Annotated in this window: 22 protein-coding genes; 10 read left to right on the top strand and 12 right to left on the bottom strand. The window is 61.9% G+C overall.

The features are described from left to right. Positions 1 to 98: 98 nt before the first annotated feature. From cysG to ACROHD_RS10815, 6 genes are all read left to right on the top strand, one after another. Positions 99 to 1,499, top strand: coding sequence for a siroheme synthase CysG (cysG, locus tag ACROHD_RS10840; protein ID WP_432677804.1), 1,401 nt, complete (start codon positions 99 to 101; stop codon positions 1,497 to 1,499). Continuing rightward, positions 1,489 to 1,788 (top strand): DUF2849 domain-containing protein, encoded by a 300-nt coding sequence (locus ACROHD_RS10835; RefSeq protein WP_432677803.1) that lies wholly within the window; start codon positions 1,489 to 1,491, stop codon positions 1,786 to 1,788. The genes cysG and ACROHD_RS10835 overlap by 11 nt, the downstream gene beginning before the upstream one ends. Before the next feature lie 79 nt (positions 1,789 to 1,867). Beyond that, on the top strand, positions 1,868 to 3,535 hold the full coding sequence (locus ACROHD_RS10830; RefSeq protein ID WP_432677801.1) for a nitrite/sulfite reductase: 1,668 nt from the start codon (positions 1,868 to 1,870) through the stop codon (positions 3,533 to 3,535). After that, positions 3,525 to 4,274 (top strand): phosphoadenylyl-sulfate reductase, encoded by a 750-nt coding sequence (locus ACROHD_RS10825; protein ID WP_432677799.1) that lies wholly within the window; start codon positions 3,525 to 3,527, stop codon positions 4,272 to 4,274. The genes ACROHD_RS10830 and ACROHD_RS10825 overlap by 11 nt, the downstream gene beginning before the upstream one ends. 11 nt (positions 4,275 to 4,285) lie before the next feature. Beyond that, a complete protein-coding gene (locus ACROHD_RS10820; RefSeq protein ID WP_432677798.1) occupies positions 4,286 to 4,696 on the top strand; it encodes a DUF934 domain-containing protein in 411 nt (136 codons plus the stop codon). Between the two features lie 73 nt (positions 4,697 to 4,769). After that, positions 4,770 to 5,624 (top strand): ferredoxin--NADP reductase, encoded by an 855-nt coding sequence (locus tag ACROHD_RS10815; protein WP_432677796.1) that lies wholly within the window; start codon positions 4,770 to 4,772, stop codon positions 5,622 to 5,624. 57 nt (positions 5,625 to 5,681) lie between these two features. On the opposite strand, the gene ACROHD_RS10810 is transcribed toward ACROHD_RS10815, so the two are convergent. Both ACROHD_RS10810 and infC read right to left on the bottom strand, forming a co-directional pair. Then, positions 5,682 to 6,260 (bottom strand): hemerythrin domain-containing protein, encoded by a 579-nt coding sequence (locus ACROHD_RS10810; protein ID WP_432677794.1) that lies wholly within the window; start codon positions 6,258 to 6,260, stop codon positions 5,682 to 5,684. Positions 6,261 to 6,372: 112 nt separating this feature from the next. Next, entirely contained in the window at positions 6,373 to 6,915 is a 543-nt protein-coding gene (infC, locus tag ACROHD_RS10805; protein WP_432677880.1) for a translation initiation factor IF-3, read from the bottom strand. Between the two features lie 185 nt (positions 6,916 to 7,100). Between infC and ACROHD_RS10800 the strand changes: the two genes are divergently transcribed. Then, positions 7,101 to 8,084: a hypothetical protein gene (locus tag ACROHD_RS10800; RefSeq protein ID WP_432677792.1), complete on the top strand. Its 984-nt coding sequence runs from the start codon at positions 7,101 to 7,103 to the stop codon at positions 8,082 to 8,084. Positions 8,085 to 8,143: 59 nt separating this feature from the next. On the opposite strand, the gene ACROHD_RS10795 is transcribed toward ACROHD_RS10800, so the two are convergent. The 10 genes from ACROHD_RS10795 to ACROHD_RS10750 all read right to left on the bottom strand — a co-directional run bounded on the left by ACROHD_RS10795 (position 8,144) and on the right by ACROHD_RS10750 (position 17,065). Then, positions 8,144 to 8,536 (bottom strand): hypothetical protein, encoded by a 393-nt coding sequence (locus ACROHD_RS10795; RefSeq protein WP_432677791.1) that lies wholly within the window; start codon positions 8,534 to 8,536, stop codon positions 8,144 to 8,146. 72 nt (positions 8,537 to 8,608) lie between these two features. Then, entirely contained in the window at positions 8,609 to 9,400 is a 792-nt protein-coding gene (locus tag ACROHD_RS10790; protein ID WP_432677789.1) for an FAD binding domain-containing protein, read from the bottom strand. Positions 9,401 to 9,422: 22 nt separating this feature from the next. Continuing rightward, positions 9,423 to 11,786 carry a xanthine dehydrogenase family protein molybdopterin-binding subunit gene (locus ACROHD_RS10785; RefSeq protein WP_432677788.1) on the bottom strand — a complete coding sequence of 788 codons (2,364 nt, stop codon included), beginning with the start codon at positions 11,784 to 11,786 and terminating at the stop codon, positions 9,423 to 9,425. A 57-nt stretch (positions 11,787 to 11,843) separates the two neighbouring features. Beyond that, complete coding sequence (locus ACROHD_RS10780; protein WP_432677787.1) at positions 11,844 to 12,200, bottom strand: hypothetical protein; 357 nt, start codon at positions 12,198 to 12,200, stop codon at positions 11,844 to 11,846. Between the two features lie 37 nt (positions 12,201 to 12,237). Then, the gene (locus ACROHD_RS10775; RefSeq protein WP_432677786.1) at positions 12,238 to 12,609 is read right to left on the bottom strand and encodes a hypothetical protein; all 372 of its coding nucleotides are present in this window, start codon (positions 12,607 to 12,609) and stop codon (positions 12,238 to 12,240) included. Continuing rightward, complete coding sequence (locus ACROHD_RS10770) at positions 12,606 to 13,091, bottom strand: (2Fe-2S)-binding protein (RefSeq protein ID WP_432677784.1); 486 nt, start codon at positions 13,089 to 13,091, stop codon at positions 12,606 to 12,608. Before ACROHD_RS10770 ends, ACROHD_RS10775 begins: the two co-directional genes overlap by 4 nt. Positions 13,092 to 13,191: 100 nt before the next feature. Then, positions 13,192 to 14,205, bottom strand: coding sequence for a molybdopterin-binding protein (locus ACROHD_RS10765; RefSeq protein ID WP_432677783.1), 1,014 nt, complete (start codon positions 14,203 to 14,205; stop codon positions 13,192 to 13,194). Next, positions 14,202 to 15,185, bottom strand: coding sequence for an XdhC family protein (locus tag ACROHD_RS10760; RefSeq protein ID WP_432677781.1), 984 nt, complete (start codon positions 15,183 to 15,185; stop codon positions 14,202 to 14,204). The genes ACROHD_RS10765 and ACROHD_RS10760 overlap by 4 nt, the downstream gene beginning before the upstream one ends. Further along, positions 15,182 to 15,652 carry a DUF1203 domain-containing protein gene (locus tag ACROHD_RS10755; RefSeq protein ID WP_432677780.1) on the bottom strand — a complete coding sequence of 157 codons (471 nt, stop codon included), beginning with the start codon at positions 15,650 to 15,652 and terminating at the stop codon, positions 15,182 to 15,184. Before ACROHD_RS10755 ends, ACROHD_RS10760 begins: the two co-directional genes overlap by 4 nt. A gap of 159 nt (positions 15,653 to 15,811) precedes the next feature. Further along, entirely contained in the window at positions 15,812 to 17,065 is a 1,254-nt protein-coding gene (locus tag ACROHD_RS10750) for a flavin-dependent oxidoreductase (RefSeq protein WP_432677778.1), read from the bottom strand. Between the two features lie 152 nt (positions 17,066 to 17,217). On the opposite strand from ACROHD_RS10750, the gene ACROHD_RS10745 reads away from it, so the two are divergent. The 3 genes from ACROHD_RS10745 to ACROHD_RS10735 form a co-directional block, all read left to right on the top strand. Then, entirely contained in the window at positions 17,218 to 17,796 is a 579-nt protein-coding gene (locus ACROHD_RS10745; protein WP_432677777.1) for a YqaA family protein, read from the top strand. Then, complete coding sequence (locus ACROHD_RS10740) at positions 17,793 to 18,275, top strand: disulfide bond formation protein B (protein WP_432677776.1); 483 nt, start codon at positions 17,793 to 17,795, stop codon at positions 18,273 to 18,275. The genes ACROHD_RS10745 and ACROHD_RS10740 overlap by 4 nt, the downstream gene beginning before the upstream one ends. 102 nt (positions 18,276 to 18,377) lie before the next feature. Beyond that, positions 18,378 to 20,033 (top strand): DEAD/DEAH box helicase (locus ACROHD_RS10735; protein WP_432677775.1); only part of this gene is annotated, 1,656 nt, incomplete at its 3' end.

The following is a 20,033-nucleotide window of genomic DNA, read 5'->3' as shown; positions in this document are numbered from 1 at the left end:
GTAGTAAACATTTGTTCTTATCTGCAAGCCCATATGGCGCTGTGACGGGAAAATATCCTATGTTGAGCCATAAGACGCGAACAGGCAGGAGCCGCCAAATGAAACATTTTCCGATCTTCCTCGCGGTCGAGAACCGGCGCATCCTGCTGTCTGGCGGCGGTGATGCCGCATTGGCGAAACTGCGTCTGCTGTTGAAGACCGAAGCACGGATCGAAGTGTTCGCGACAAACCCCGCACCTGAAATCATGGCCTGGGCCGCTGATGCGCGCCTTGCACTGCACCATCGCCCGCTATCGGCTGACGATCTGCCAGGCGCGGTTCTGGTGTATGCCGCCGATGAGGATGACGCAGAGGACGCGCGTATCAAACAACTGGCCGACACGGCGGACATCCTGGTCAACGTCGTCGATAATCTGGCAGACAGCGCCTTCATCACCCCCGCCATAGTGGACCGCGATCCGGTAACTGTGGCCATCGGCACAGAAGGGGCCGCCCCCGTCCTCGCCCGCGCCATCAAACGCGACCTGGAGGAGAAGCTGCCCGTGACGCTTGGCACGCTGGCGCGCATCGGCAAATCCTTTCGCGGCGCTGTAGAGGCCCTGCCCTTCGGGCGCAAACGCCGCGACTTCTGGGCCGAATACTATTTCGACAAAGGGCCAAAAGCGCTCGCGGACGGCGGTGCCGCCGGTGTTCAGGCCGGTCTGCGCAAGTTGCTGGTAGACCACCTGACCGCGCAGGACCGGGACGGCCATGTTGCCCTGGTGGGCGCAGGGCCCGGCGACCCCGAACTGCTGACACTGAAGGCCCGCAAGGCGCTGGATGAGGCCGATGTGATCATCCATGACCGTTTGGTCGCGCCTGAAATCCTCGAACTGGCCCGTCGCGAAGCCACGCTTCTGGACGTGGGTAAGCAGGGCTTTGGTCGCCACACCCCGCAGAACGAAATTGCCCGGCTGATGGTGGAACACGCCAGGCAGGGCCTGCAGGTGGTGCGCCTGAAATCCGGCGATCCCGTGATCTATGGCCGCCTCGACGAAGAGATTGACGCGCTGGAGGCTGCTGGCATTGGCTGGTCCATCGTGCCCGGCATCACGTCGGCCTCTGCCGCAGCGGTCGGAATTGGCCAGAGCCTGACGCGGCGGGGACGAAACTCGGCTTTGCGCGTGCTGACCGGTCATGACACCGAAGGATTTGCCGAACAGGATTGGGCGGCGCTTGCCCGCCCCGGTACCGTGGCTGCAATCTACATGGCCAAGAAAGGCGCGCGATTCCTGCAGGGGCGCTTGCTGATGCATGGTGCTCCGGCGGCAACGCCCGTGACCATCGTGGAAAACGCCTCGCGCCCCGACCAGCGCATTGTTGACAGTACGCTCGCCACGCTGGCCAGCGATCTTGATACCGCCAACCTAAGTGGTCCCGCCATCCTTCTTTATGGCCTTTCGCCCCGCGCGGCAGAGGCCCGACTGCCAGAGCTTCAGGAGCTTGCAAATGCCCCGTGAATTCACCCCCAAGGTCATCACTGCCAACCATCTGCTGGAAGGTGATGTTGTCTATCTGACGGCGGACGACCGCTGGACCCGCTATCACGCCGAAGCCGAGCTGATCACCGATGAGGCCCATGCCCAGATTCGTCTGCTCGATGCGGAACGTCAGGTGGACACAATCGTCGGCGCCTATCTAGCCGATGCGAAAGATGGACCGAAAGGCCCCGAACCCACCCATTTCCGCGAGGTCTTTCGCACTCGTGGCCCGTCCAACTACGCCCATGGCAAGCAAGTAGAGCTCTGAGCCAGGAAAGCTCTTCGAAGAGCTTTTTCAAATTTCTTCGAAGAAATTTCGCCAGCGCCCGTGACAAGGATACGCCCTAATGTACCGTTACTCCGAATTTGACCGTGACTTCCTCGCAGAACGCAATCGCCAGTTCCGCGCGCAGGTGGAACGCCGCATCGACGGAAGCCTGACCGAAGATGAATTCAAGCCGCTGCGCCTGATGAACGGGCTTTACCTTCAGCTCCACGCCTACATGCTGCGGGTCGCCATTCCCTATGGCACGCTCAACGGCACCCAAATGCGTCAGCTGGCCTACCTGGCGGAGACCTGGGACAAGGGCTATGGCCATTTCACCACCCGCCAAAACATCCAGTACAACTGGCCGCGCCTGCGCGATGTGCCGGATATGCTGGACGCGCTGGCCGAGGTCGGGCTCCATGCCATCCAGACCAGCGGCAACACCATCCGCAACGTGACCGCCGACCATTTCGCCGGTGCTGCGGCGGATGAAGTGGCCGACCCGCGCCCGGTGGCGGAACTGCTGCGGCAATGGTCCACCGACCACCCGGAATTCCAGTTCATGCCGCGCAAGTTCAAGATCGCCATCACCGGCGCCCCGAATGACCGTGCAGTGACGGCGGCCCATGATATCGGACTGCGCATTGTCGAGAAGGACGGCGCGATTGGCTATCAGGTGCTGGTCGGTGGCGGGCTTGGCCGCACGCCGATGATCGGTAAGGTTCTGGCCGACTTCATCCCTGCGGAAGACCTGCTGCCCTACTTGGAGGCCACCGTTGCGGTCTGGAACGTAATCGGCCGGCGCGACAACAAGTACAAGGCGCGGATCAAGATTCTCGTCCATGAATTCGGGCTGGAGAATCTGAGGGCAGAGGTCGAGAAAGAATTCGCCCTGCGCAAGCCGCTTTATGCGGGTGGCAAGGACGTGGCGCTGCTGGAAGAGATCAAGACGCATTTCGCAGCACCCGCGTTCGAGACCGCGTCGACGGACGCTTTCGATGCCTTCTACGCCAATGACCCAATCTTCCGGTCCTGGGCTGATACGAACCTGTCCGATCACCGGGCTGAAGGCTATGCAATCGTCACGATTTCCCTAAAGAAACAGGGAGATACGCCGGGCGATGCAACGGCAGAGCAAATGCGGGTCATGGCCGATCTGGCAGAACGCTTTGGCCATGACGAACTGCGCATCAGCCATGAGCAGAACGTCATCCTGCCCCATGTTCACAAGCGCCACCTGCCCGCCCTTCACGCAGAGCTGAAACAGGCGGGGCTTGCCACCGCCAATATCGGGCTGATCTCTGACATCATCGCCTGCCCCGGCATGGATTACTGCGCGCTGGCGACGGCCCGGTCCATTCCCGTCGCTCAAGAAATCGCGACGCGGTTCGAAGAACTGAAACTGGAACACGAGGTCGGGCCTCTCAAGATCAAGATCTCGGGCTGCATCAATGCCTGCGGACATCACCATGTGGGTCATATCGGCATTCTGGGCCTCGACCGTGCGGGGGTGGAAAACTACCAGATCACCCTTGGCGGAGACGGCACCGAGGACGCGGTGATTGGCACCCGTACCGGCCCCGGCTTTGCCTATGACGAGATCGTGGGCGCGATTGAGACCATCGTGACCACCTATCTGGGCCTGCGGGAAAGCGCGGAGGAAACCTTCCTGCAAGCCTACCGCCGCGTTGGCATCGAGCCCTTCAAGGCCGCCCTCTACCCGGAGGCCAGAACCCGTGCCGCTTGATGCGCCCATAGGATCTCTGTCGAGCTGGGTCGACGGTCTGAACGCGCGTTACAAGCACCATTCCGCCACGGCGGTGATGGAGCGCGCGTTGAAAGACCCCGACCTCGGCCGGATCGCGCTGGTGAGCTCGTTCGGGGCGGAATCTGTCGTGCTGCTGCACATGGTGTCGGTCATCGACCCGGCCACACCGGTGCTGTTCATCGACACGCAGATGCTGTTCCCCGAAACGCTGTCCTATCAGCAGGAAGTGGCGGCGACACTTGGTTTGCAGGACGTGCGTACCATCCATGCCAGCAAGATCTCGATCCTGGCAGGCGACCCGGACGGCACATTGCATAAGCAGAGCACCGATGCGTGCTGCGATTTGCGCAAGGTGCGTCCGATGGAGGCCGCTCTGGCCCCGTTCGACAGCTGGATCACAGGTCGCAAACGGTTTCAGTCCGGCACACGCGCCGCCCTCGACTTCTTCGAGACCGAGGGCGACATCCGTATCAAGATCAATCCCTTGGCCCATTGGGCACCGGAGGATGTGCAGGAATATCTGGTCAATAACCGCCTGCCCCGGCATCCGCTTGTGGCCAAAGGCTACCCCTCTATCGGCTGCGCTCCTTGCACCAGCCCCGTCAAACCCGGCGAAGACCCGCGCGCGGGCCGTTGGCGGGGTGCTGAGAAGGAAGAATGCGGCATTCACTTCATCGACGGGCGCATCGTGCGTGGGCCCCTGAAAACCGCCTCGTAAGGAGCGACGACATGAAAGATCTGATGGCCCAGGAGGCCCTGACCGAAACCGAAACCGTCCTTGTCACCGACGCAGGTTTCGCCCCTGCCCCGGTTTGCGACACGCTGGATCTGGCATCGGATGCCGCGCCAGAGGATCTGCTTGGCGCGCTGACGTCGAACCGGATCGTGCGCATCGATTTCCCCAGCTTCGCGGACGGGCGCGGCTTCACCCTGGCCCGCCGGTTGCGGCAGATGGGCTTTACCGGGCATTTGCGGGCTAAGGGCCACGTACTGGCCGATCAATACGCCATGGCGCGCCGGTCGGGCTTCGATGATGTGGAAATCGACCGCGCCCTGGCCACCCGTCAACCCGAGGATCAATGGCTTGACCGTGCCAATTGGCGCGATCATGACCACAGGTCACGGCTGAGTGCTGCGTAAAAGCGCCCCCTTTTCCTGACCCAGATCAAAGCTTAATGAGGGAGTCGGCTTTAGAAGGGCCGCAATTGTTGACATGACCGAGCAAAAACCCGTGACCGAAGCCACCGCATCGCCCGTAAAAGTGCCGACCCTGCCCGACGCGCAAACCGTGACGGAGGTGAAGCACTACACCGACCGCCTGTTTTCCTTCCGCTGCACCCGGCCCGCATCTTTGCGCTTCCGCTCGGGTGAATTCGTGATGATCGGCCTGATGGGCGACCCGGACCCAAAGACCGGCAAACAGAAACCGCTGCTGCGGGCCTATTCGATCGCCTCACCGTCCTGGGACGAAGAGCTGGAGTTCTATTCGATCAAAGTGCCCGATGGCCCGCTGACCAGCCGCCTTCAACATATCAAGGCGGGAGATCAGATCATCCTGCGGCCCAAGCCCGTTGGGACGCTGGTCCATGACGCGCTGATCCCCGGCAAACGCATCTGGTTCTTCGCCACCGGCACCGGCTTTGCCCCCTTCGCTAGCCTGCTTCGTGAACCGCAGACCTACGAGGATTACGATGAGGTCATCATCACCCATACCTGCCGCGAGGCGGGCGAGCTGACTTATGGCGCGGGGATCATCGAAAGCCTGAAAACCGATGAGCTGCTGAACGAGGTGATCGGCGAAGGGTTCTGGAAGAAGATCAAGTACTACCCCACCACCACCCGTGAAGAGAGCCCCAAGATGGGCCGCATCACTGACCTGATGCGTTCTGGCGAGGCGTTTGAAGATCTGGGCGTTACACCGATCTGCCCGCAAAACGACCGAGCGATGATCTGCGGCAATCTCGCCTTCAATCTCGAACTCAAAGAGATGTTGGAGGAATACGGGCTGGAAGAAGGTGCGAATTCCAAGCCTGCGCAATATGTGGTGGAAAAAGCTTTCCTCGACTGAGTCCGCAGTAATCCAGAAAACAGGGCCGCTGAACGCGGCCCGTTTTATTTGGGTTCGCTAAAGCCCGCCGTAGACGCCAAGCGCTTCTTCCAGCTCTTCTTCTTCGTAGCCGAAATGCGAGCGGACCACCCGTTCCAGCGCCTCGAACGTGGCTTTCGCCTCGTCAAAGGCATCGCCTGAAGGATCCTGGACCAGCCGCACGGCATCCGAATACAGGCGCTCCAACAGCGCGTGAACGACCTTGTGTTCCTCTCGCAGCTTGTCGATCACCGCGCGCAAACCGTCATTGCCACGGCCTTCCAGATGCGGGAACACCTGGTGTTCCTCGGCCCCGTGATGATAGTCGAGGAACTGGCATTCCTGGCCGCAGAGATTTCCGAACTGACGATAATTGCGCGTCATTTCCATCTCGGGCACAGCCTTGGCCAGCGTGGCGGGCGCGGCCTTGCCGGCGGCGATCTCGTCCATCACCTGGCGCACTCTCCCCATTTGCTGCAAATGCATCCTGTGGATGGCCGCCAGCTGCCGTCCCTGCCGACTCTGCATTTCGGTGGCCCCTGGAATGGGCGGGGCCTTTGGGCGGCTGGCCTCATCCAGGTCCGCGACGTCCGGGCGCATAGCCTTTGTAGTGTCCATGTCCTGCCCCTTTCGTTGATAACTTGCCCCACACAGGTTTATGGCAAGGGCCCCAAAAGAAAAGGGCGCGACCATCGCTGGTGCGCCCTTCATGCCTCTTTGACCGGTGCGGTTACTTCGACGGTCCGATCATCATGACCATCTGGCGGCCTTCCATCTTCGGCATATTCTCGACCTTGCCGATTTCCTTGACGTCTTCGGCAACCCGTTCCAGCAACTCTCGGCCAAGGTTCTGGTGCGCCATTTCACGGCCCCGGAACCGCAAGGTAACCTTCACCTTGTCGCCGTTTTCAAGAAACTTGAACACGTTGCGCATTTTCACTTCATAGTCATGCGTATCGGTGTTCGGTCGGAACTTGATCTCTTTGACCTCGATGATCTTCTGCTTCTTGCGAGCTTCGGATTCACGTTTTTGCTGTTCGTATTTGAACTTGCCGAAATCCATGATCTTGCAGACAGGAGGGGTGGCATTCGGCGAAATTTCCACCAGGTCAAGACCGGCTTCGGCAGCCATGTCCATGGCGCGCGACGGGGTCACGACGCCGACATTCTCTCCATCTGCGCCAATAAGGCGGATCTCGGGGGCCCGAATGCGTTCGTTAACGCGGGGGCCAGTTTCGCGCTGCGGGGGCGCGTTGTGCGGTCTGCGGGCTATCGCTAAAATCCTTCTATTGCCACGATATGCGGTGCCCGAAACTAGCCTTCCCGCACGGGTGTTTCAAGGCGAATCCCGGCTGAATGCCGCGGGAATCGGATGTATTCGTCTGTTCTCGTTGCACTGCGGCATCAGGCGGCGTATGGAATCGCGCGAATTACATCCCTGAGGATCGGAGTTTCCTTATGTCCCGCATAATTGCCATCATTGCCGCGCTTGTCGTTGTTGGCGCCGCCGCCTACTACCTAAGCCCCCTTGGTCAGCCCGAGGCAGAAGCCCCCGCAGCCGAAGCCGTAGAGACCGCGACCGAAGCCGCAGAGGAAGCCACTGAGGCCACCGAAGAGATGGCGGAAGAGGCAGCTGACGCGGTTGAAGAAATGGTTGAAGACGCAGCAGACGCCGCTGCCGAGGCGGTTGAGGCCGTCGAGGAAGCCGCGCAGGACGCTGTGGACACCGCCACCGACGCCGTGACCGAAGCGGTTGAGGGTGTGATGGAAGACGCTGGCGATCTGCTCGATCAGGTCACAGGCGCCGCCGATGACGCCGCCGCAGAGGGCGCAGATGCCGCCGGCGAAATCGCCGAGGAAGGCACCGAAGCCGCTGCCGATATGGCGGAAGAAGCTGTGGAAGCGACTACGGACGCAGCGTGGGATGCTGTCGAAGCAACCGAGGATGCCGCAGAGGCCGTCGTTGCAGAAGGCACCGAAGCCATGGATGCGGTGACCGAGGACGCCGCCGAGGCCGAAGCTGTTGTTGAAGGCACCACCGAAGCAATGGCCGAAGAAACCGAAGCCGCGGTTGAGGATGCAACCGACGCCGCAACCGACGCCGTTGAAGCGACCGAAGAGGCGACCGACGCCGCAGTTGAAGCGACCGAAGAGACCACCGAAGCAGCCGTTGAGGAAACCGAAGCAGCCGTCGAAGACACCACCGAGGCGGCCATGGAGAGCACTGCCGATGCTGCAGATGCCGTTGAGGGCGCGACCGATCTCTCGACCCTCTTCTCGGTTGACGGGTTCGACGCGGATGCTGCCCTTGCTGCCGTGGCCGATGCCGATCTGTCGTCCATTGCCCGCGCATCGCTGAACGCGGCCATCGAGCAGGCCCGCAACAACCCGGCGCTGGTGCCCGAAGTGACCACCCGCTTGCGTAACGCGCTTGGGCTCTGATCGTTTCAGACCGACCAAAAACCTGAAAGCCCCGCGCAGTTCGCGCGGGGTTTTTTGATTCAGGCGACGGCTCGATCGCCGCGGAGCCATTTCGCGGCATCTGGATAGTCGAAAGCCAGCGAAATCAGATCAACCGCCAGCAAGACCCAAAGAAACATTTGGAATGCGGGTGGCAACAGATCACCTACTGTCAAAGTCATCAGGATCAGCACCACCAAAGGTGTCCAGATCAGGATATGGGGAAAGGCCATCGCCTTGGACAATCCCCGCTCCAGCAGCATGATCGGCAGGTTCGGCACCATGCCCCCAACGGCAAGAACCGCTATCAGCAGACTGCCGGGGGAGGATAGGAACGCCAGGCTGGCAAGGTTCACAGGCACCAGGACCAGCACCACCCAAAGCTGAACCCAGATCGGCATTCGCCGGAATGACCCCCAGATATCTGCAATCATCAATGTCTCCGTTTCAAACAAAACCGCCGCCACCCCGGCGGGGCAGCGGCGGCCTTGGTGCTTACGTGGCGCTTATCCGCAGGCGGCGACAGCCCGCTTGGTCAGCACCTTCACAAGGTTGGCGCGGTAAGCGGCAGAGCCATGCATATCGGCGATCATGCCGTCAGCAGACACCGACAACCCGTCGACCGCATCGGTCGAGAAATTGCCTGACAGCGCCGCCTCTGCGTCGGACCAGCGGAACACGCCGTCCTCTGACGCACCCGTCACCGCAACGCGCACAGCGCCCGCGAATTTTGCGACGAACACGCCGGTCAGTGCAAAGCGGGACGCAGGTTGCAGGAACTTCTGATAGCTGGCGGCCACCGGCACCGGGAACTTCACCTCGGTGATGATCTCCCCGTCATTCAGTGCTGTGGTGAACATGCCTTCAAAGAAGTCATCCGCTGCGATTTCCCGTGTGTTGGTGACGATACTTGCGCCAGAGGCAAGAACCGCCGACGGATAACATGCAGCCGGGTCGTTATTGGCCAGGCTGCCACCGATCGTGCCGCGATTGCGGACCGCCGGGTCGCCGATATGGCCCGCCAGATGCGAAAGCGCCGGATAGCTGTCCGCCGTGGCCGCAGCAACCGCCGCGTGGGTGGTGCCGCCGCCGACGCAGATGCGCCCTGCGTCATCGGTGCAGACACCCTGCATTTCGGCCACACCGCCAAGGCTGACCAGCACCGCAGGCGCGGCCAGCCGTTGCTTCATCGTGGGCAGTAGGGTCTGCCCGCCCCCAAGCAATTGCGCCTCTTCCGCGCCAAGGGCAGCAACGGCATCGGCGATGGTGCCCGGACGTTTGAATTCAAACTCATACATGGTTTCTCTCCTTGTCCCGGGATCAGCTGTTCATCGCCTGCCAGACCCGACCGGGGCTGAGCGGCATGTCGATATGGGTAACGTTATGGCCCCCGCGTTGCAGCGCGTCCACCACCGCATTGACCACCGCAGGCGGTGATCCGATGGCCCCGGCCTCACCACAGCCTTTCACCCCAAGCGGGTTATGGGTGCAGGGCGTGGCGCAGGAATGATCCACCTGGAAACTTGGCAGATCATCGGCGCGTGGCATGGCGTAGTCCATGTAGGACGCGGACAGAAGCTGCCCGTTTTCGTCATAGACCGCGCCTTCCAGCAAAGCCTGCCCGATGCCCTGTGCCAGACCGCCATGGACCTGACCTTCGACGATCATTGGGTTGACGACATTGCCGAAGTCATCTGCCGCTGCAAAGCTGCAGATCGTCACCTTGCCGGTGTCCGGGTCCACTTCGACCTCGCAGGCATAGGCCCCTGCCGGATAGGTGAAGTTGGCCGGATCGTAGAAGGCCGTTTCCTCCAACCCCGGTTCCAGCTCTTCCAGCGGGTAGTTATGGGGCACGTAGGCCGCCAGCGTGACATCGCCCCAGGCCACCGATTTGTCAGTGCCTGCAACGGTGAACTGGCCGTCCTTGAGCTCGATATCCCCTTCCGAGGCCTCCATCAGATGGGCCGCGATTTTCTTGGCCTTGTTGATGATCTTCTCGGTTGCGCGAACGATGGCCGATCCGCCGACCGCCAAGGAACGCGAGCCATAGGTGCCCATGCCCATGGGCGTGTTGGCGGTGTCGCCGTGGACAATCTCGACCATATCCTCGGGGATGCCGATCATATCGGCCACCACTTGCGGGAAGGCGGTTTCATGGCCCTGCCCATGGCTGTGGCTGCCGGTCATAACGACCAGGCCGCCGGTGGCGTTGACCCGCACCGTGGCGCTTTCATAGAGCCCGGCACGCGCGCCCAACTGACCCACAAGGGCAGACGGTGCGATACCGCAAGCCTCGATATAGGTGTTTACGCCAAAGCCGCGCAGTTTGCCCGACTTGGCGCTCTCGGCGGCACGCGCCTCGAACCCGTCGCGGTCCACCATCTCCAGCAGCTTGTCCATCGTGGCGTTGTAGTCGCCGGTGTCGTATTCCACCGCCACGGGCGTGGCATAGGGGAATTCGGTGATGAAGTTCTGCCGCCGCAGCGCCACCGGATCGACGCCCAACTCGCGCGCCGCCTTGTCGATGACACGTTCCAGCTGGAACGTCGCCTCTGGCCGCCCTGCCCCGCGATAGGCATCGACGGCAACCGTGTTGGTGAAAACGGCCTTAACGTTCACATAGATCAGTGGCGTCTTGTAGTTGCCGGCCATCAGCGTGCCGTGCAGCCAGGTGGGCACCGACGGCGCGAATGTGGACAGGTAGGCGCCCATATTCGCGTAAGTGTCGGTCCTGAGCGCGGTGAAGTTGTTATCCGCGTCCAGCGCCAGTTCGATCTTGGTCACATGATCGCGGCCATGAGCATCCGAGATGAAGGCCTCGGACCGGCTGGAGGTCCACTTCACGGGCCGCGCCAGTGCCTTGGCGGCAAAGGTGCAGAACGCCTCTTCCGCGTAGTGGAAGATCTTCGACCCAAAGCCGCCGCCCACATCGGGGGCCACGACGCGCAGCTTGTGTTCGGGAATGCCCAGAACGAAGGCGCCCATCAGAAGCCGGATCACATGCGGGTTCTGGCTGGTGGTGTAAAGCGTGGAATCGCCCGTGGCGCGGTTGTAGTCGCCCACGGCAACGCGCGGTTCCATCGGGTTGGCAACCAGCCGCTGGTTTACAAGTTCCAGGGTGGTGACATGGGCCGCTTTTTCAAACGCCTCGTCCACCGCTGCCTTGTTTTCCTCGACGAAGCCCCAGTCGTAGCACAGGTTCGACTCTAGGTCGTCATGGACCTTGGTTGCCCCTTCCTTCACCGCCTCTTTCATGTCGATGACGGCGGGCAGTTCCTCGATATCAAGCTCGATCGCCTCGGCGGCATTGCGCGCCTGTGCGGCGGTTTCGGCCACCACGGCGGCAATCGGGTCGCCCACATGGCGGACCTTACCCTGCGCCAGAACCGGGTGGGCCGGTTCCTGCATCGGGTTGCCGTGCTTATCGGTGACTTGCCAACCGCAGGGCAGACCGCCCACGCCTTCGAAATCCGCACCGGTAAAGACACGTACCACGCCGGGCATTTCCGCCGCGACAGAGGTGTCAACCTTGTTCAACCGTCCATGGGCCACATCAGAGCGCAGGAAATGCACGTAAGCCTGGCCGGGCATGTTGATGTCATCGGTGTAATTGCCAGTTCCCGTCAGGAACCGGACGTCCTCTCGACGCTTTGAACTTGCGCCGATGCCACTATCCTTTGGCATGGTAACCTCCCTTATTTATGTGCTGCCCTTCGTCCGCCTCCCGCGGGCGTGGGCCTGTCATAACTTGTTAAAGATCTCCGCCAGCCGTTCGATCATGTCACCTGGATCATTGCCGTCGCCGGTTGTGTGGCCGGTGGCGAACGGGTATGTCACCCCGTCGATATCCGGGCAGATGATCGAGATATCCATGGCACGCGGTGGAAAGTCCCAGCCAAACGTGCTCCAGCTGCCTTGCGTGATGTCGGGATTGTCCGACCCGTTCTCCGCTGCAAGGATCACGAGCGCCTGATGGGCCCGTTCCATGCACAGCTGCTGGCTCTCGACCGACCGCAGATCGATATTGCCGAAATTATCGGCCAGAGCGGCGCCGGCTGTCAGGGCCAGCAATGCAGCGAGAAACACGGGTCTTGGCATCAATCCTCCCATCCTGCGGGTCACTCCCGCTCGATCATCACTTGCTGCCGGTCGGCGCGATCCCTTCCAGAAGGTCAAGCATCGCTTCAACCGTGCTAAGCCGCGTTCCATCTTGCTGCAGGCTGTAGCCGGTCACGGTCGCGGTGTAGCGGCCCTGATCCTCAGTGCAGATGATCGCCACTTGCGTCCGTCCCGGCGGCACATCGAAGCCAAAGACCGAGAAGCTGGCCTCGCCCGTGTCGGGCGTTCCTCCATGATTGCGGAAATGGGCATCCATCGAGGTGCGGGCCATGTCCATGCATTCGGCATCAGAGTTGAAGCCGGTGACATAGCCAGAGGAAAACCCTTCTGCATGGGCCATTGCCGGAACCAGAGCAGTCGCGGCAATGGCAAGCACAGCCCCCCTCATTCTGCGGCCACCGCGGCAACCTCCTGACCGCTTGCAGCCATGATCGCCTTGACGATGTTGTGGTATCCGGTGCAACGGCAGATATTGCCTTCCAGATAGGCGCGCACCTCGGCCTCAGTCGGCTTGGGGTTCTCGGCCAGCAGTGCCGATGCGCTCATCACCATGCCCGGTGTGCAGAAGCCGCATTGCAGGCCGTGGTGGTCCTGAAACGCCTGTTGCACTGTGGAGAGCGAGCCATCTGCATTGGCCATGCCCTCGATGGTTTTGATGTCGGCGCCTTCTGCTTCCGCTGCCAGCATAGTGCAGCTTTTCACCGGCTGGCCGTTCACGTGAACCACGCAAGCACCGCATTGGCTGGTGTCACAGCCCACATGGGTGCCGGTCAATCGTAGTCCCTCGCGAATAAACTCGGACAGCAAAGTGCGCCCTTCTACGGAACCGGAAACGGATTTCCCGTTCACGGTCATCGTGACCTGGGTCATGAAATTCCTCCCTTGGTTATGGGTTTATCCAAGCACGGAATCGTTGAAGGACAAATGAAATTTTTTTGAATGGTCAAAAATTGAGCGTTTCCGCCGCCTGCTACCCGTTAGGGTTGCGCCCCGCACGGGGCTGCGGGCGGGTGGGAATTTCCTTGAGCAGACCGCCAACGCCCATGGCTGATATATCAGCGGCGCTGACCGGAACCCCACAGGCCACGCGCTCTAACACCCAGTCGGCCCCGTTCAACGCGGGACTACGAGCACATCCCGGCAGGCCAATCACCGGCGCTGGTCCGATCTGCCCCAGAAACAGCAGATTTCCGGGGTCGACCGGCATCCCGAAGCGGGTGATCTGGCCTCCTGCCGCGACCACCGCCGAGGGGGCTACATCGTGGATGTCAGAGGTGGCCGAGGCGGTGAGGATGAGCTTTAGCGCGCCCGGCAAATCGGCAAGCGCCGCCCTGATCGCTTCTGAGTCATGGGCCACGATCCGCAAGGCGTCGAGCGATATGCCAAGCGCCTCCAGACGCCCCGTGACCGAACGAATGCCTTTGTCATCCGGGTGCACCGGATCACCGGGCACCTCTGTGACGATAAGCCCGGCACTCTGCACCTCCACCGGCCGTATCGAAATCGCGGATCGCGCAGCATCCTCTGCGCGGCAAAGCGCATTATTTTCAACGCCATAGGCAATGATCTTGACTGTCCCCACCATCATCCCCGGCCAGGCGCGCTGCCAGCGCGGCACTGTTGCCAGCGTGATCATCGGATCGACCGCATTCAACGCTTCAACCGCCGCCACGTCGATCTCGACCACGCCCGCGCGCGTTGCCCGGATATTGACGCGGCCGGTGAAAGCTTCTTGCAGTTCCAACCCCGCTGCGTCCGGGTTTGGCACCAGCGCCGCCGCCAGACGACGCGCTGCCTCGTTTTCCTCGATGTCACCGGGGTCAAGCTGTGCCACCGTCACGCGGGTCAGTCCGTTGGCAGCGAGCGTGGCAATATCGTCGCCGCTTAGCACCCGGCCCTTGCGCAGTCTGCCCTTGGCCAGCTGCACCGAATGGGCCAGGATGGCACCCTCGGCCACATGAAGGGGAACCGGGCCAAATCTCATTCCTTGCGGAGCCTTGTGGTGATTTCCGCCATGATCGAAATGGCAATTTCCGCCGGCCCCTGTGCCCCGATATCAAGCCCCACAGGGCCATGGATGCGGGTGATCTGGGCGTCGGAAAACCCGGCGTCTTTCAGCCGCTCAATCCGCTTCGCATGGGTGCGTGTCGAACCGAGGCATCCCAGATAAAAGCAGTCAGACCCAAGGGCCGCCTTAATCGCCGGGTCATCCAGCTTGGGATCATGGGTCAATGTCACGACAGCTGTTCGCGGGTCGAGCCCATAGCCTGCAAGCGCTTCGTCCGGCCAGTCTTCGATCAGAGTTTCCCCCGGAAACCGAGCCTCTGCGCCAAAGGCAGGGCGCGGGTCGATCACCACCGGGTCATAGCCCGCAAGCCGCGCCATCGGCACCAATGCCTGCGCGATATGAACTGCCCCCACGATGGCCATACGCAGGGGCGGGTTGTGGATGCCGATGAACCAGTCGCCCTCGAACCCCGATTTATCCTTGCGAAACCGCTCGTTGATCTCGGCCTCCAGCGCATCGCCCCCCCCTGTCACCAGACGGCGCGCGCCGGAGTCAGGGTTGACGACATATGCCACCTGTTCACGCGCGGCACGGGCATCGACCAGCGCCTCCAACATCTCGACCGGGATCACCCGGCCAACGGGTTCCACCAGCACCCGGATGCGCCCGCCACAGGCCAGTCCCACAGCGAAGGCTTGCTCATCGGCGACCCCGAATTCCAGCACAGTGGCCGTGCCGCCCTCCAGGCAGTCAATGGATTCGATTACCACAGCACCCTCTACGCAGCCGCCGGAGACCGAGCCTTCCATCTCGCCCTCGCCCGACACCACAAGTTGGCTGCCCACAGGCCGCGGCGCGCTGCCCCAGGTTTCGATCACAGTGGCCAGCGCAGCGCCCTTGCCCCGGCGGTGCCAGTCCAGCGCAATTTCAGGGATGCGGTCGTATTTGGGTGTCATGGCGCTGCCGTGATCCTTGTCTGGAAGCAATTGTTGCGGGCCGATCTGACATCAACATAGGCGACATCCCCCCGGCTGAGAAGCTGTGCCGCGTAACTCTCTATCTCGCTGGACCTGGTGATCTGGCCGGTGCCGTAGATGATCCGGTCATCCCGGCAATAAGCCTTTAGCAGATAATCGGGCGATGTGTGCAGGATCGGCGGCAGCCCCGGCCCGTCCCAGGGCGAACAGTCGCCTGCACACAGAAAGATCGGCCCAAGTTCTGCATAGGGTTGCGGTTTCGGAAAGGGCCGCGCGGCGAGGATCAGGTAGGGTTCACCTTGCGGCACATCGCGCAGGCAGGACCGGCACGGCACACCCTGCCCATCCGAGATCGCCGTTTCCGCAGGCTGGCCATTGGCATCGGGGCCGCCGGACCTGACTGAGGTGACAAAAGCGGGGTCTAGCGGGTGAAAGACAAGCTGCATTACAGGACTCCTGACGGTTGATCGGGTCAGCCCGAACCTATCCGCCCTGCAGTTTTCGCGGTGACCCGGAAGATGCGCAAAGGCGCTTCGAAGCGCCTTAACGCGCATTGCAATGCCCGTCCTCACCCCAACCAGACCGATCGCCAGCCGCCCCTGTCGCTACAGCGCCATGATCCCGGGCCGGGCGTTCAGCCGTTCCACATCGAACCCCGCGATCTTTTTGTAGGCCCCGGCAATTTCGGCCAGCTCGGCCGCGCTCATCACCTCAGAGATATCGCCAAACCCATTCGGTGCCCGGTCGGCCACCTTATCCAGCACCACATCCGGCCCATCCCCCCGATTGGCCAGCACAAGCGCGTTCATCGCCTCGCGGCGATCGTCGTCATAGGCTTGCAATGCCGCCTCGGTCTGACCCGCTTTCAGCATCTCACGCACCAGCACACGCCCATCCAGAATGGCCTGCGTCGCGCCGTTCGACCCGATTGGATACATCGCATGGGCCGCATCACCCAGAAGGGTCACGCGCCCATGGCTCCATCGGGGCAGCGGATTGCGGTCGACCATCGGATATTCCCAGATGCCTTCCGCGTCGCGGATCAGCGCTGGTATATCCAGCCAGTCAAAGCGCCATTCCGCGAAATGATCAGCGAAATCATGCAAGTGTCCTTCACGGTTCCAGTCCTGGCGATTCCACTGATAGTCCGCAGGCTTCGCCAGATCGGCGATCCAGTTGACGCGCAGATCCCCGTCGTCAAATTCCTGGATCGGGTAGCAGACAAACTTGCGATCCGCAGTGCCTGCCATCGCCATCGTCCGCCCGGTCAGAAAGCTTTTCGCCCGCGTCACGCCGCGCCACATCATGTTTCCACGCCAATGGGCCGGGCCTTCATCGGGATAAAGCGCGGCGCGCAATGTCGAATTGATGCCATCCGCACCCACCAATATCAGCCCGTGCAGATCGGGCAGTGCCTTGCCCGTCCGACGGTTGACCAGATGCGCCACAACGCCATGGGCGTCTTCCTCCCAGCCCGCCAGCGCCGCACCCGTGGTGATGACATCTGGCCCGCACCGCTCGATCAACGCGCGATAAAGCAGGAATTGCAGCTCCCCCCGATGGATCGAATATTGCGGCCAGCGATAGCCCGCCCCTTTTCCGCGCGGCTCTGACCAGATCAGCCCGCCTTGCTGAGAAAAATAGGCAACCTCTTTGGTGCGCAACCCGATCTCGTCAAGCTGCATTTCCAGCCCCAGCTCAAACAGTTCCCGCACCGCATGGGGCTGCAGGTTGATACCCACGCCGAGCGGCTTCAGCTCTTCCACCGCCTCGACAATGTGAAAATGGATGCCCGCCTCATGCAGCGTCAGCCCAAGGCTGAGCCCGCCAATGCCTGCGCCCGCGATGATGACCGTCATGGTCTGCCTCCCCTCCACTTGCGGGATCATAACCGCCCGCCTATTGGGCATAGCGCGTCCTGGCCGCATCGCAAACCCCATCTCCTGCCGCAGCACGCTTGACCCGCGCCGCCGGATCAGGCATCGCCATCGGACGTTTTCAGGAGAAGCATATGATCCGCAGACTTTACGATTGGACAATCAGCCTTGCCGAACATCGCTACGCGCTTGTGGCGCTGGCCATCGTGTCCTTTCTTGAAAGCTCTGTCTTTCCGATCCCGCCCGACATTCTGATGATCCCGATGATTATCGCGGTGCCCAGGCGCGCTTTCCTGATTGCCACCGTCTGTCTCGTGTCTTCGGTGCTTGGCGGGCTCATGGGCTATTACATTGGCTATGGCCTGTTCGAGACCGTGGGTCGCCCTGTGCTCGAGTTCTACGGCAAGGACGCCTATTTCGAAGAATTCGCCACCCGTTACAACGAATGGGGCGCATGGGCGGTACTGATCGCGGGCGTCACGCCCTTCCCCTACAAGGTGATTACGATCATGTCGGGGGTCACGCAGCTGAACCTTGGCGTGTTCATGGTTGCCAGCGTCATCGCACGCGGCCTGCGCTTTTTCATCGTTGCGGCCCTGCTGTGGAAATTCGGCGCACCAATTCGTGACTTCATTGAACGTCGGCTCGGGTTGATGTTCACTCTCTTCGTGATACTGCTGTTGGGCGGATTCTATGTGGTGAAATTCCTATGAACTTCCTCAGCACTCTCACACGGCGCAACCTGATCCTCCTGGCGGCACTCGGCTCTGCCGGGCTGTTCTTCGGGGCCCTGTTTTTCCAGTATGTGGTCGGTGTGGCGCCTTGCAAGATGTGCTTTTGGCAGCGTTGGCCGCATCGGATCGGCATCGTTCTGGGTGTCATCGGACTGGCCATTCCCAAAGCGCTAATCGCCTGGGTTGGCGTGCTGAACATGGCTGTGTCCACGGGGCTTGGCATTTTCCATTCCGGCGTGGAACGTGGCTGGTGGATCGGCCCGGCCTCCTGCACCTCTCGCGGCGTTGATCTGGCCAGCGCGGAATGCGGATTGCTCGACCCCAATTGCGGCGAGGCCATCGTTCTGTGCGACCAGATTTCCTGGCAGCTTTTCGGCCTCTCCATGGCCAATTACAATGCCATCTTCTCTCTGCTCCTTATGGGTATCTGGATCATGGCGGCGCGTCGCGCGGCCTGATTTCACTCCGATTCCCCCTATACATTCTCTGCCCATGCAGGTAGGGGTCCGGCTTTCCGCGGGCATAGAGCCCAGCGTTGCCCTGATGGACCGTCTCTTCCTATGATCAAGACCCTTGCTGATGCCCTCGCCGAGCGTGGCTATGACACCCTTACCGCCGTGCAAGAGGCCGTCACGGACCCTGAGCTGCAGTTTTCCGATCTTCTTGTGTCGGCGCAGACCGGTTCGGGCAAGACCGTAGGCTTTGGGCTTGCCATCGCACCTACCCTTCTGGAAGACGCAGAGTTCATGGGCCCTGCAGAAGCGCCGCTGGCGCTGGTCGTGGCGCCAACCCGCGAGCTTGCCTTTCAAGTGATGCGCGAGCTGAGCTGGCTTTATGCCAAGGCGGGTGCGCGGGTGACATCCTGTGTGGGGGGCATGGATTTCCGCGATGAACGTCGGGCGCTGGAACGCGGCGCGCATATCGTTGTGGGCACACCCGGCCGTCTGCGCGACCACATCCAGCGCGGCACGCTCGACATGAGCCAGCTTCGCGCCGTGGTTCTGGACGAAGCCGACGAGATGCTGGACCTGGGCTTCCGCGAAGACCTTGAATTCATGCTTGGCGAGGCCCCCGAGGATCGACGCACCCTGATGTTCTCGGCAACAGTGCCGCCGATGATCGTGACACTGGCAAAGCACTACCAGCGCGACGCCGTCCGCGTCAGCACCCAGACCGGGGGGCGCCAACACGCCGACATCACCTATCAGGCCCTGCGCGTGGCCGAAGTCGATGCGGAAAACGCCATCATCAACCTGCTGCGCTATCACGAGGCGGAAAACGCCATCGTTTTCGCCAATACCCGCGCCGCTGTGGCCCGCCTGACCGCGCGCTTCGCCAACCGGGGCTTTTCGGTGGTCAGCCTGTCGGGCGAATTGAGCCAAAGCGAGCGCACCCATGCGCTGCAAGCCATGCGCGACGGGCGCGCACGGGTCTGCGTGGCAACCGATGTGGCCGCGCGGGGCATCGACCTGCCCAATCTGGAACTGGTGATCCACGCTGATCTGCCTTCGAACGCCGAAGGGCTTTTGCACCGCTCTGGCCGCACCGGCCGCGCCGGGCGCAAGGGCATTTCCGCACTGATCGTGCCGCCGAAGATCGTCAAGAAGGCCGAACGCCTGCTGAAATGGGCCAAGATCACGGCGGAATGGACGGTGCCGCCCTCTGCCGACGACATTCTGCGGCAGGATGAGGACCGTCTGCTGAACGATCCCGCATGGGAAGAAGAGACCACCGAGGATCAGGCCGCTTTTGCCGCCCGCCTGCTGGAGATGCACAGCCCTGAGGCTGTGGCCGCTGCCTATCTGAGGCTTTATCGCAGTCGCCACTCCGCGCCCGAGGATCTCAGCCCCCCCGATGCGCGCCCGGCCCCCAAAGACCGCAAGCCCTTTGGCCCCAGCCGCTGGTTCGCTTTGTCGGTCGGTGCGGGCGATCGGGCCGAGCCGCGCTGGCTGCTGCCGCTTCTGTGCCGCGCTGGCAATCTCGACAAGGACTCTATCGGTGCAATCCGGGTGCAGCAGTCGGAAACCTTCGTGGAACTGACCGAGGCGAGTGCGGCCAAATTCGCAAGCGCCTTCGGAAATGGAGCGGTACTGGATGAGGGCATAACAGTGCGCGCCATGGACAGCGCGCCGGATTTTTCCTCGATGCCGCGCGCGCCGAAACCCGGTGGCGGCCCCCGCCCGTCCGGCCCGCGAGATGACAAACCCCGCCGCGCG

Source organism: Nioella aestuarii, from assembly GCF_050896395.1.
Classification (GTDB): Bacteria; Pseudomonadota; Alphaproteobacteria; order Rhodobacterales; family Rhodobacteraceae; genus Nioella; species Nioella aestuarii.
Note: the sequence above shows the minus strand (reverse complement) of the source record. Positions and strands in the feature narration are given on the sequence as shown.